Origin of the sequence: Nitrospira sp. CR1.1, from assembly GCA_014055465.1 — a bacterium.
Lineage (GTDB): Bacteria > Nitrospirota > Nitrospiria > Nitrospirales > Nitrospiraceae > Nitrospira_A.
This window is the reverse complement of sequence record WIAF01000001.1, coordinates 565178-577546: the sequence shown is the minus strand read 5'-3', so window position 1 is coordinate 577546 and position 12369 is coordinate 565178. Positions and strand designations below refer to the sequence as shown.

General features: G+C 59.3%; 9 protein-coding genes. 2 read left to right on the top strand and 7 right to left on the bottom strand.

What is annotated here, in order from left to right; all coding sequences use genetic code 11:
- Nucleotides 1–31: 31 nt before the first annotated feature.
- The 5 genes from GDA65_02840 to der all read right to left on the bottom strand — a co-directional run bounded on the left by GDA65_02840 (nucleotide 32) and on the right by der (nucleotide 4248).
- Complete coding sequence (locus GDA65_02840; GenBank protein ID MBA5861634.1) at nucleotides 32–517, bottom strand: c-type cytochrome; 486 nt, start codon at nucleotides 515–517, stop codon at nucleotides 32–34.
- A 6-nt stretch (nucleotides 518–523) separates the two neighbouring features.
- Entirely contained in the window at nucleotides 524–823 is a 300-nt protein-coding gene (locus GDA65_02835; GenBank protein MBA5861633.1) for a hypothetical protein, read from the bottom strand.
- A 29-nt stretch (nucleotides 824–852) separates the two neighbouring features.
- A complete protein-coding gene (locus tag GDA65_02830; protein MBA5861632.1) occupies nucleotides 853–1485 on the bottom strand; it encodes a sigma-70 family RNA polymerase sigma factor in 633 nt (210 codons plus the stop codon).
- Nucleotides 1486–1564: 79 nt separating this feature from the next.
- Nucleotides 1565–2590: a hypothetical protein gene (locus GDA65_02825; protein MBA5861631.1), complete on the bottom strand. Its 1026-nt coding sequence runs from the start codon at nucleotides 2588–2590 to the stop codon at nucleotides 1565–1567.
- 263 nt (nucleotides 2591–2853) lie between these two features.
- Nucleotides 2854–4248, bottom strand: a complete 1395-nt coding sequence (der, locus tag GDA65_02820) for a ribosome biogenesis GTPase Der (protein ID MBA5861630.1) — start codon at nucleotides 4246–4248, stop codon at nucleotides 2854–2856.
- Nucleotides 4249–4305: 57 nt separating this feature from the next.
- Between der and GDA65_02815 the strand changes: the two genes are divergently transcribed.
- Nucleotides 4306–4995: an HAD hydrolase-like protein gene (locus tag GDA65_02815; GenBank protein MBA5861629.1), complete on the top strand. Its 690-nt coding sequence runs from the start codon at nucleotides 4306–4308 to the stop codon at nucleotides 4993–4995.
- A 46-nt stretch (nucleotides 4996–5041) separates the two neighbouring features.
- Here GDA65_02815 and GDA65_02810 read toward each other — a convergent pair whose 3' ends face one another.
- Nucleotides 5042–8980, bottom strand: coding sequence for a PAS domain S-box protein (locus GDA65_02810; GenBank protein MBA5861628.1), 3939 nt, complete (start codon nucleotides 8978–8980; stop codon nucleotides 5042–5044).
- 87 nt (nucleotides 8981–9067) lie between these two features.
- Nucleotides 9068–9823: a methyltransferase domain-containing protein gene (locus tag GDA65_02805; protein ID MBA5861627.1), complete on the bottom strand. Its 756-nt coding sequence runs from the start codon at nucleotides 9821–9823 to the stop codon at nucleotides 9068–9070.
- Nucleotides 9824–9933: 110 nt separating this feature from the next.
- Here GDA65_02805 and GDA65_02800 point away from each other — a divergent pair, with 110 nt between their 5' ends.
- Nucleotides 9934–12369 (top strand): leucine--tRNA ligase, encoded by a 2436-nt coding sequence (locus GDA65_02800; GenBank protein MBA5861626.1) that lies wholly within the window; start codon nucleotides 9934–9936, stop codon nucleotides 12367–12369.

Sequence of the window (12369 nt, the reverse complement as noted above, 5' to 3'; positions counted from 1 at the left end):
ACGAAAGAGGTCCGGCTTGGGAAGGAGGAATTTACGGGGGAGGGGGAGAAACGGCCGGTGAGCCGGAAAATTGAATCAACGAGCGAAGGTATCGGAGCACGGCTTGCTGGTCTTCATCCGGTAGCGCATCCTTCCAGCCTGGCATGGCGGTGCGGGGCTTGCCTTGTGCAATCGTACGGAGCAGCTCCTTGTCCGTCTTGGTGGAGGTGGCGGCGGAGATGAGGTTCCCCGGGCGCGGCGACAGAAACGGGGCCTTGGGGCCATCGCCCTTTCCGGTGGTGCCATGACAGTCCATGCAATGTTCACGGTAAATGATCTGGCCCCGCTGAAGTCCTTCAGAGGGCTGGGCGAGCAAGACGCCGGTGACGCCGTTGACCAGCAACAACATGAGCGGGAGACTGTTGGCGAATGCGCGAGGAAACCGCCGGAACGAGTGGATCTGTCTGCGGGCCGGGTGCGTCAGGAAATCGGCTGCCGACGGCTCATTCACAGCCGTCCTGGGCTTCGGACGAATCACGATCAGTTACGCCGTCGCGGCGGCCTTTAAAATCTGGCGTCGGAGCGCGGCACGGTCTTTTTCCGAGAGGGAAGGGGAAGGCCGATGCTGGCAGAGCCGAACCGTTTGGCGGAGTGAATCGAGGAAAATTTCGCAATTCGGACAATCGCCGAGGTGGGCGCGGATTTCCCGGCAGATCTCGCCGGACAGCTCATCGTCCAGATAGGCCGAGAGTTGTTGGAGCACTTTGACACAATTCCGTTTCCGATGACGCTGATGCGGGGTGGGCTTGCGGGTGCCTGGATATGTGCGTACGCGGTCTGCCATGGTAGCGCTTCTTCTTTGACTATACCAAACTATCGGTCCACAGTGGCAACGTCGTGGTGAAATTCTTCCGCGAGCCCTTTTCCGCTCAGTTCTTTTCTGACAAACAGGCGGGCTCGATGCAGCCTGGACTTGATTGCGCGCTCGGTCAACCCGAGAATGTTTCCCACTTCTTTGGCGCTCAAGCCTTCCATGTCGCGCAGAACCAGGACCATACGGTATTTGCGCGGCAATTTGGCGATGGCACGGTCTAGAATCTCCCGTAGTTCCTTGTTTTCGAGGGCTTCCTGCGGACTCAGCCCCTCCATCGGTATCTGCAGCGCAAACTCGCCTTCCGACGTCGGCACGAATTCGGTGAGAGACAACTCGCGCTCCGGCTCGCCTTTGCGTTTCCGCCGCATGCGCTGGCAGGCATGGGAGGCGATGGCATAGAGCCAAGTCGACACCCGCGCATCCCCGCGAAAACGGTCGTAGGCGCGATAGGCATTGAGAAAGGTTTCCTGCACCAGGTCCTTGGCCGCTTCGGCTTCGCCGCAGAGCCGGTAGGCAAAACGATACATGACGTCGACATGGTCTCGATACAGCTGATCGAATGGAGGCGATGTGGAGGGAGACAGGCCGTGTCCGTCAGGAGACGCCGGTGGACTTTTCTTCCGTGAGGCCATACGCGGCAGCGAGTCTACGGGTGGCGTTCAGACCCTGTCAAGCGAGCGGCTCGGTGCAAACGGTGTCGCCGGTGAGCGGCTAATTGACGCGCCGGACGTCGAGGAGTTCGCCTTGCCGGCCGAGCTCAACCGTGATCGGCAAGCCTTCTTTCACTGCCGAGAGGGCCGCCGGCCGTTGCGCGAGAGGAATGGACTGTGTGCCTTCCGGCCCCTGCATGATCAATGCGCTCTGTCCTTCAGGCGCATAGGTCAGCGGGCCGGAGAGAAACCGGCGTGACGGCGTGGACACATCGTCTTGATACAGGTCGATGGCCACGTGCCGATCCTGCACCCACACCGACATCTCCTGTCCGACCTTGGCGTTTCGGACGCCGGTTTTTCCGCTCACGGTGACGATGCCCAGGGGGGTTTTCAGAAACACGTAGTTTGACTTCAGTTTTGAGACCGTGCCGTTCAAGAGGAGATGCACCGATGATGGCGTACGGGGAATCTGATTCACTTGAAGATCGTATTGTACGTCATGCAGGCCGCGAACCGTGCCGGCTCCGTCGACTTCGATGGTCAAGGGTTGTTCGTCTGAGCGTCCGGCAATTTTTGCGGCCAGCCCGCCGAGCGCGAAGGATTGTTCCCCGTCCGGCGTCCAGAGCGCCAGGGTGTGTTTCTCTGGAGAGGTGAAGTTAGGCATGGCCGTCACATATCGATGCACCAGTTTGTCGGCGCCCCTCTCGCGGATATCAATGACTGTGGTGGTGCCATGGACCCAGAGCGTGATTTTCTGCGAGCTCTTGACGTCGCGCAGCGTCGTTTTAGAGCTGAGCGAGAGAGGGCCAATCGGCGTCTGCAGAAAGACGATGCCCGGTTTCGATCTCCAAATCGAACCGGACACTTGCACCGAAGGGGAAACCGGGGCGGTGGCGACGGTCCGGGTCGGCTCGGGTTCAACCGGAATCGCCTCCGGCACAACCGGGTCGGCCGGCTCAGCGAGCGGAGGCGGTTCGATGAGCGGGGCCGCAGTTTCCGCCCAGCTTGCGGCAGGCAGGCAGCTCAGGGAAAGCACGGCACTTAACGAGAGTGAAACAAATCGGAATCGTTGGTCGGAGTTCACGAGGGGTACCTTCGTTTGAATCGAATGATGCGGTTTGGAATGGTCTCACGCCGATTGAACGGGGGAGGAACCGGCCATTTGGATGAGCAGCGGTTCCTGCCGGATCGTACGTGGCGTACAACGTCTCCTGTGCGAATAACATGCTGGTCGGCATGAGTCAAGCTGAAAGGCCTTCGGGGTCTGTCTGTTGACGATCGAAGAGCCGGGATGAGCGTTGTGGGTGAGGCACGAGTGATCCGAGACGCGTGGCCGCCCTCCGCGTATTATTTTTTTCGAGTCATCAAACGAATGGGTGTGCCGGAAAAATGATATTCTTTCCGGATTTGATTCTCGAGAAAACGGAGATAGGCCGGGGTCATGTTGTCGGGGTGCCCCACAAATAGCGCAAAGGCCGGAGGGCGTGTCGCGACTTGCGTCACAAAGGCCGATTTACTCGCTTTGGCCGGTTTTCCCTTTCTGACCGGCAATGGATGTTTTTCCAGCAGCCCCTGGAAAAACTGGTTCAGTGCGCCGGTGGGCACACGTTTGCAAAACGAAAAGTAGACCTGGTCGATCAAGGCGAACAGGCCGCGCAAGAAATCCTGTTCCAGCGCTGAGATAAAGAGAACCGGCGCCCAGGCGAGGAAAGGAAAGCGGCGTTCAAGGTCTTGTTTGTAGGCCTCTCGAGCATCGACGTCGTCGGCCTTGAGGTCCCACTTGTTCACAATCAGGATGCAGGCCCGCCCCTGCTTGAGGACCAGGCCGGCGATCTTGGTATCTTGTTCCGTGACGCCTTCTTCAGCGTCGAGGAGAAGCACCGCAATATCTGAACGGCCGATCGCGCGGAGCGAGCGGGCCACACTGTAGCCCTCGATCCCGCGCTCCACACGTCCCCGGCGGCGGATGCCGGCCGTGTCGGTCAGGACATATTGCCGGTCCTTGAAGGTCGCAATCGAGTCCACCGGATCACGGGTGGTTCCAGGCACGTTGCTGACCACCACGCGCGCTTCACCGAGTACTGAGTTCACCAGGGTGGATTTCCCGACGTTTGGGCGCCCAACGATGGCAATGCGCGGGATTGCCGTGAGCGTCTCTTCTCCCGGCGTCTCGACCATATGGGGAAACAGGTCGTCGAGCAATTCGGCGACGCCGATGCCATGTTCGGCCGAGAGGGGATACAGCTGCTCCTGCCCTAGGCGATAGAAGTCGGCAACCAGAGGATCGGCCTTCGGCGTATCGACCTTGTTGATCACATAAAATACCGGTTTGTCAGAGCCGCGCAACGTCGCCACCACTTCTTCATCTGGCGGAGTGAGGCCTGCTCGAGCGTCGAGGACCAGGACCAGGATGTCCGCTTCCGCAATTGCAAGTTGGGATTGTTGCCGGATTAAGGACAACATGCCTTCATGGGCCGTGGGGTCGAGTCCGCCGGTGTCGACCAGGCGGAAATGGCGGTTGCGATAGCTGGTATCGGCGTAGTTGCGATCTCTCGTCACACCGGGCACATCGTCCACGATGGCGGCTCGCGTGCCGAGAATGCGATTGAAGAGGGTCGATTTACCCACATTGGGCCGCCCCACCAGGGCGATAATGGGCAGACGACCGCCTTCCAGTGTGAAGAGCGGGACTACGGGACCACGAGCAGGTTTTGTGCGCGACATAGCTCGCGACGGTAGCATAGAAATTTCGTTGAACACAATGACTCGTCTTGTCCCGCGGGTCTCCGTTATACTGCCGTGATGCTGCCTCACCGTTCAGGCCAGGCTCCTCCAGCCGTCGATTGGACCAAGATCGACGATGTCCTCCTCGATATGGACGGCACGCTGCTGGACCGTCATTTCGACAACTTTTTCTTCGAAGAAGAGCTGCCGAGACGGTATGCCGTCAAGCATGCGATGACGTTTCCTGAAGCGCAAGACCGGCTGATGAACATGTATCGCTCCGTGGAGGGCGAGCTCGCCTGGACGGATTTGCACTATTGGACGGAGCGGGTGCAGATCGATGTGGTGGCGATGCATCGCGAGCTCGACCACATGATCGGGTTTCTTCCTGACGCCGAAGCGTTTCTCCTCTCGTTGCGGCGGCTGGGAAAGCGCGTGACGATTCTCACGAATGCGCATCGGGCGGGAGTTGAGGTGAAAACCGCGAAGACCGGTCTGCACCGGCAGGTCGATCGGATCGTGGACGCCTTTGAGGTGGGATGGCTCAAGATGCGCTCGGAGTATTGGCCGACCTGTCGGGAACTGGTTGGATTTGAGCCGTCGCGGGCTCTCTACATCGACGACGATGAGCAATGTCTCGCGGCGGCTGAGCAATTCGGCATCGGCAGGATCTTTCATCGGTCGAAGTCGAGCTCTCAAGCCTCGCCGGTTCCTTCAGCAAGGTTTCACTCCATCGAAAACTTCCAGTCGATCCTGCCCCGGTAAGTCACCCGCGAGCATCCTACGCCCCTCTCTGTGAATCCTCGAGTGTCTACGTGAGGGTATCGAGCAGTTCACGAAGTTTCCGCGCGAGCTCCGTAGGGAGGAACGGCTTCTGAATGAAGCCGGTGCCCGGTTCAGCGAGGAACGTCGGCAGCACACTTCCCTCCGCATAGCCCGACATAAACAGCACCCGGAGATGGGGCGAATGCTGGCGCAGGCGTTCAGCTAGGGTCGGGCCGGTCATCTGCGGCATGACGACGTCGGTGAGCAGAATGTCAATGGGAGTCTTCGCGGCGGCAGCGAGTCGGAGCGCCTCTTGCCCGCTAGAGGCTTCAAGTAAGGTATAGCCGTAATCCGAGAGGGCATTCGTGAGCAGCATTCGGACGGCCTGTTGATCTTCGACCAAGAGGATGGTTTCGCAACCACAGTGGGGTTGCGTAGGAGTGGGTGGTCCGGCAGTCAGCGGCGGCGCCTGGGCCAACGGGAAATATATGTCGAAAGTGGCGCCTTCGCCGGGGAGGCTGTCGGCAAAGATGAAGCCCTGACTTTGTTTGACGATTCCATAGACTGTGGCCAACCCTAGGCCGGTGCCTCTGCCCTCCTCCTTCGTGGTGAAGAAGGGTTCGAAAATATGTGAGAGAGTGGTCTGATCCATCCCCTCTCCGGAGTCGTGAACTGAGAGATGTGCATACCTTCCCGGAAGCATCGAGGGATGGGGTACTGGCGTATCTGCCGCAAGGGTCAGGGTTCGCGTCGCCATGGTCAACATACCTCCTTGGGGCATGGCGTCCTTGGCATTCACCGCCAGATTCAACACGACCTGATCGATCTGTCCCCGGTCTGCGCGGATGATGCAGGGTTGGGTGGTGAGGTTCCTCACGAGAGTGATATCTTCGCCGATCAATCGTTCGATCATGGAGCTGATCGACGAAAGTGCTTCATTGAGGTCGAAGACCTGAAACGTCAGGACCTGCCGACGACTGAAGGCGAGGAGTTGCTTGGTCAGTGCCGCCGCCCGTTGACCGGCGGTCAGGATCTCAGTCAACAAGCGGCGCAACGGATCTTCAGCCCGCACCTGTTCCAAAACGAGCGTGGCACATCCATTAATGACTGTTAGCAGGTTGTTAAAATCGTGGGCCACGCCGCCGGCCAGTCGTCCGATCCCTTCCATCTTGTGTGCTTGCCGGAGTTGCTCCTCCAGCTGTTTGTGTTCGGTCACGTCGATGAAGAATCCGATGGACCCGGTCGTCTGACCGCCGCCTTGTAGCAGTGTACCCCACATGTGGACGTCGATGAGGCTGCCGTCTTTTCGTTTTCTATGCAGTTCCAGGCCGTGTGGCGCGCCCCCGCTCATGACCGAGTCCCACAATGCATCAGACTCCCGCTCTTGTCCTGGCGGCACATACGGGAGTTCCTGTCCGAGGACCTCGTCTCTGGTCCATCCGAAGAGCGAGGCGGCGGCGGCATTCCAGGTCGTGACGTGGCCCGCGTGATCCAATTCGATCATCGCTAAGGGAGACTCTTCGATAATGGTCTGCAGATGTGCAGTCATACGCCGCAATTCGCCGGTCCGCTCGCGCACGTGTTGCTCCAGCGCCTCTTGAGCCTGCCGGCGATCGGCGGCCTCCAGAGTCAGGGTGGCCATGGCGGCCAGCGAGGCGGCGAAGGCCTTTTCCTCGCTGGTCCACATCTTGGGTGGACCGACATGCTCGAGGCACAAGACTCCCACGACGCGTCCATGGCGGCGAATCGGTGCATCGAGCATGGATTCTATGCCTAGGGGGGCCAGGTATGACGCAGTCAGTTCGCTGGTGCGCGGATCAGTCCGGGCGGCATGGGCGGCTAGGGAATAGGGCTCAGTTTCGAGGGCGCGGAGGTAGGCTCGATATTCTTTGATGGATAGTATGGTTCCGTGGCTATGCCGTTTGGGGGTAACTTCGAACAAGTCTTGCAAGATCAGAGAGGATTGGGTCTGGTCAAAGAGCCATATGCTTGCTCGTTCGACCACGAAGGCGCCGGCTGCATGTTCGGTCATCACCGGAAACGCCTGGTGGGGGTGTCCGCTGTGAATGGCCGGATCTTCTGCCAGTTTATGCAGGACGGTCTGTTGTGTCGCCAGTTGCCCCAACCGGTGTTGTTCGATTTCCTGTCGCTGCTTCTGATCCGTGATGTCTTCCGAAATGCCGAGAAGGTACCGGGGCACACCAGTGTGATCAGAGAGTGGAAGCTTCCTGGTATGAAGCCACCGTAAGCCACGATCCTTGGTCTGAATCGGTTCGGCTGGAATGTCCAAAAGTGCTCCGCCGGTCAGCACCTCCCGATCCCTCGCGGTAAAGAATTCCGCCTGTTCACGAGGGAAGAGGTCGAAGTCATTTTTCCCCAGGAGCGCTTCCCGGGGTAAGCCGATGAGTTGTTCGCCGGCTTGATTGAACTGCACGAAGCGCAACTCGCGGGCATCCTTCAGGAAGACCATGTGGGGAATGTGCTCTACGATGGACTCCAGGAGTTGACGCGTGTGGGTCAAGGCGTCTTCCATGCCTTTCCGTTCGGTGACGTTCTCGCACACGATCAGGATGTCGAACTGCCCGGTGGGATTGCGGACAGCCCTAGAGGCTTCCCGCACCCACAGAGGGCTGCCCCCGTTGCGGATCGTTCGGAACTCTCCGCGGAGGACCTCTCCCGGTCGTTCCAGACAGTCTGCGAAATGTTGTTGCACGGCTTCGCGGTCGTCGACGTGCACGAGCAATGAGATGGGTTGGCCGATCAGCCATTCGGCGCTATAGCCCAACTCCGCAGCGGCGGTGGCATTCACCGTGAGCAAGGTTCCTTTTGCATCGACGGTCATGAGCATTTCGGGGCTGCTTTCGAACAGCGCGCGGTATCGATCCTGGCTGAAGCGTAAGGCCTCTTCGGTTTCCTTTCGGGCCGAGATATCGCGCATCACGGCTTGGAATCCGATGACATTCTGCTCGCGGAGCAGCAATTGCACGTTTTGGCCCACCCACAGGGTCTGGCGCGTTCTGGTCACCAGCGGGAATTCATAATAGGTGCTGGGAGTCTTGCGGAGAAACTGGCGGAGATAAAAATTCTCCGCGCGGCGGCGGAAATTCGGATGGACGAAATCCAACGCGGGATGGCCGAGCACGTCGGTCTCATGGTACCCGAGGAGCCGGACCACGGCAGGATTGATGAACGTAAACCGGCCGTTCCGGTCGGTTCGGTAAATGATGTCCTGCGCATACTCCATGATGAATCGGTAGTGCTCGGTATGCACGTTCAACAACAGCGCTGTCTGCTCGCCCTCTTCCAATTGCGAGGAGAGCTGATCCACCAATTGCGCGTTGTGATATTTCAGTTGGAGGGTTTCCAGAACGTTGTTGGACGTGCGGTATGCCGTATAGACCATAAGGAGGGAAAACAGCAGCGTGCACATGGCCATAGGCAGGGCTTGCTCATGGTTGAGCAAAAAGAAGCGGAGGATCAGCGGCGCGAGGGTTGGAACGGAAAAGGACAGAAACGCGTCGAATCGCGCCGCCAGCGTGGAGGAGGCGCCCGCACACACGCCTGCCAGCACGAACGCTAAGAACACTTGCTGTGAAGGTGACGATTCGGAGAACAGTATGAGGGCTGTGGCGCCCCAGCCGAGTCCGGCCAGCAACGTTCCCGTCAAAAAAGCTCGGTCCCACCAGCGAATCGTAGCCTGCGTGGGCGAGGTGCGGGTGAATGATCGCGCCAGCCCATATCGACCGATCGACAGCAGCAGATGATACGCCAGCCAGGCGAGGAGCCGGTCGTGTGGGAGTATGTTCCAGTTGACGAAGATCAGTGCAACGGCGCACCCGAGGCCGGCAATGAGCGCCGCGGGCATGGCCTGATAGAGCAGGGCGACTCGCTGCAACGCCAGGCTGGTCTCTCTGGCTGAATCGATCGGTCCGGAAGCGGAGGCCGAAGAAGGGTGGGGGCCCGGCAACAGTTGCGAGGACGCCATGGGGATCACTTCCGCCTGGAAGGACAAATGCGAAGAAACACTTGGGTAGGCGCAGTGTACAGAATTACCAAGAGGGATACAATTTTCCTATGGCAGATGGATGGTTTTCGGGTGGCCGTTGAGGTAGGCCATGCCGCGATACATCTCTCCACCGATTCGAGGAACACCGGGCAGGGTATAACGATCGAACTGTTCGAGTCGAAGCCCTGCTTGCACCACGAGTTGATCGATGCGCCGGTTGAGATTGCAGCCGCAGGCCACAATCTGTTGCAGCGGGTTAAGCCGGTCCTGCCAGCGGGCAATGGAGGGGTCGTCACTGCGGCCGTGTTCAAGGAACAGAAGGCGGCCGTCCGGCTTCAGGACCCGCCGGACTTCACGCAAGGCCGCAGACGGATCCGGAATCGTACACAAGGTGAAGGTGCTGACGGCGTAATCGAACAGGCCATCGTCAAAGGGTAGACCCTCTGCGCTCAGCCGGTGAAGGTGGACAGGAAAGGGGACGCTCGCCACTCGTCTGGCGACGCGGTCAGGCAAGAGCATCGCGGGCTCCACGGTATGCAGGGCCGTGACGGCCAGAGGGTAGTGTGGCAGATTCAGTCCGGTGCCAAAACCGATCTCCAGCACGACTCCATGGGCTGGCGCGAGCAGGAGTTGGCGTTCGGTTTGAAAGCGCTCTCCGCGGAGCACCCACTCCATGAGCCGTGGGAAAATAGAGGTGGCGTACATAGCCCAGTGCCCACTCCTTGCCGGGTGAACGGGCGCGGTTCCGGCGGTTCGCGTCGTCGTCCTGTCCGGCATTTGAACAGGAGTCGCTCGCCGGATCAAGCGAAACGGACGCGTCAACGCGGGACCTCTTTCTCCCGCTGCATCCTTGTTGCCGCGTACCGCGTATGCTACAGTCTCCCGTTCTTCAGTCGAGTGCCAATCAACGCGTCACCTGTGATGTCCATACGATGAGCAAATCCTACGATCACCAGGCCCTTGAATCGAAGTGGCAGGCCTATTGGGAAGCCCACCGTCCTTTCCGGGCTTCGGATGATTCCTCGAAGCCCAAGTTCTACTGCCTCGACATGTTTCCCTATCCGTCTGGGTCGGGTCTGCATGTCGGGCACTTGGAAGGGTATACCGCGACCGACATTGTGTCCCGCTATAAACGCATGCGCGGCTTCAACGTGCTGCATCCGATGGGGTGGGATGCCTTCGGATTACCGGCTGAACAATATGCCGTGAAAACGGGCGTCCATCCTGCCATCACCACGGCGCAAAATATTGCGACCTTCAAGCGCCAGATGAAACGCGTCGGCTTGTCCTACGACTGGGAACGCGAACTCAGCACGACCGATCAGGACTACTATCGTTGGACCCAGTGGATCTTTCTGAAGCTATTCGAGCGCGGTCTGGCCTATGTGGCGGAGGTCCCGGTCAATTGGTGTCCGGCGTTGTCGACGGTGTTGGCCAACGAAGAAATCGTCGATGGCAAGAGCGAGGTCGGCGGGTTTGACGTCATCCGCAAGCCGATGCGGCAATGGGTCTTGAAGATCACCGCCTATGCGGAGCGACTGCTCGATGACTTGACCCTGGTCGAATGGCCGACCAGCACGCTGGAAATGCAGAAGAACTGGATCGGCCGCTCGATCGGCGCGGAGGTTGATTTTTCGCTGGCCGATACCAGGGGGAATCTGCGCGTCTTCACGACCCGGCCTGATACGCTGTTCGGCGCGACGTATATGGTCGTGGCCCCTGAACATCCCCTTGTCGATGTGGTGACGACTCCGTCGCAGCGGGCGCAGGTGACGGACTATCGCGATGCGGCCGCTCGTAAAAGCGATCTGCAACGCCAGGAATTGGAGAAGGTCAAAACGGGCGTCTTTACAGGCGGCTACGCCATCAATCCCGTCAATCAGGAACGCTTGCCCATCTGGATTGCCGACTATGTGCTCATGAGTTATGGCACCGGTGCGATTATGGCGGTGCCGGCTCATGATGAGCGCGACTGGGCCTTTGCCACGCAGTATCACCTGCCGATTCGCGAGGTGATTCAGGGAGGGCAGATCGACAAGGCAGCATTCGTCGAGACAGATCGAGGTCGCGTGGTCAACTCGACCACAGCGGACGGGTCGTTCTCGATCGATGGGCTGTTGCCTGTAGACGCGATTCCTAAAATGACGGCCTGGCTCGAAGCCAAGGGCAAGGGCAAAAAAACCATCAATTACAAACTTCGGGATTGGCTCTTCGCCCGCCAGCGTTATTGGGGAGAACCGTTTCCCATTGTCTGGGTTGACGGCGAGCCACGGCCCTTGCCGGAAGAGCAGTTGCCGCTCCCCTTGCCCGAGACCAGCAACTTCAAACCCTCCGGTAGCGGAGAAAGCCCGCTGGCGAATCTCGAGGAATGGCTGACGACGACGGATCCCGCGACCGGCAAAGCGGCGCGTCGCGAGACGAACACGATGCCGCAGTGGGCCGGCTCCTGTTGGTACTACCTGCGGTTCATCGATCCGAAAAACACCCGGCAGCTTGTTGATCCGGCGAAAGAACACTACTGGATGCCGGTGGACCTCTACATCGGCGGCAGCGAACATGCGGTGCTCCATCTCCTCTATAGCCGCTTTTGGCATAAGGTCTTGTTTGACGCGGGCGTGGTCAGTACGCCGGAGCCGTTCAAAAAATTGGTGCATCAGGGCATCGTACTCGGCGAAGACAATCAGAAGATGTCGAAGTCGCGCGGCAACGTGGTGAATCCGGACGAGATGATCGACCAGTTCGGGGCCGATGCGGTGCGCCTGTATGAAATGTTTATGGGGCCGCTGGAATCGATGAAGCCCTGGAGCACGCGCGGGGTTGAAGGCATCACGCGCTTTCTCGACCGGGTCTGGCGGCTGATGATCGGCGAAGACGGCGCGTTGAGTGCGGCGGTGACGAACGCCGTACCGACGGCTGAGCAGCAGCGATTGCTCCACTACACCATCAAGAAAGTCACCGAGGATATCGAAGCCTTGCGATTCAATACCGCCATTTCGCAGATGATGGTGTTTACGAACGACATGACCAAGCTGGATCAGCGGCCTCGCGGGCTGTTGGAACCGTTCGTCCTGCTGCTGCTGCCCTTTGCGCCGCATCTCAGCGAAGAACTTTGGGAACGTCTCGGCCATCGACCGAGTGCCGGCCAACAATCCTGGCCCCGATTCGATCCGGCCTTGGTAGTCAGCGATCGATTGACGATCCCGGTTCAAGTCAACGGGAAGCTGCGTGGAAAGTTGGAGGTCGATGCCGGGGCTTCGCGCGAGCAGTTAGAGCCGCTCGCAAAAAAAGAAGTTGCCGAATGGCTGCAGGGGAAAGAACCGAAGAAGGTCATTTACGTCGAGAAGAAGTTGATCAACTTCGTGGTGTGA

Bases quoted from the DNA above. Each gene is read 5' to 3' on its own strand.
- GDA65_02835 (MBA5861633.1), bottom strand. From the start codon at position 823: ATGGCAGACCGCGTACGCACATATCCAGGCACCCGCAAGCCCACCCCG.
- GDA65_02830 (MBA5861632.1), bottom strand. From the start codon at position 1,485: ATGGCCTCACGGAAGAAAAGTCCACCGGCGTCTCCTGACGGACACGGC.
- der (MBA5861630.1), bottom strand. From the start codon at position 4,248: ATGCTACCGTCGCGAGCTATGTCGCGCACAAAACCTGCTCGTGGTCCC.
- GDA65_02810 (MBA5861628.1), bottom strand. From the start codon at position 8,980: ATGGCGTCCTCGCAACTGTTGCCGGGCCCCCACCCTTCTTCGGCCTCC.
- GDA65_02800 (MBA5861626.1), top strand. From the start codon at position 9,934: ATGAGCAAATCCTACGATCACCAGGCCCTTGAATCGAAGTGGCAGGCC.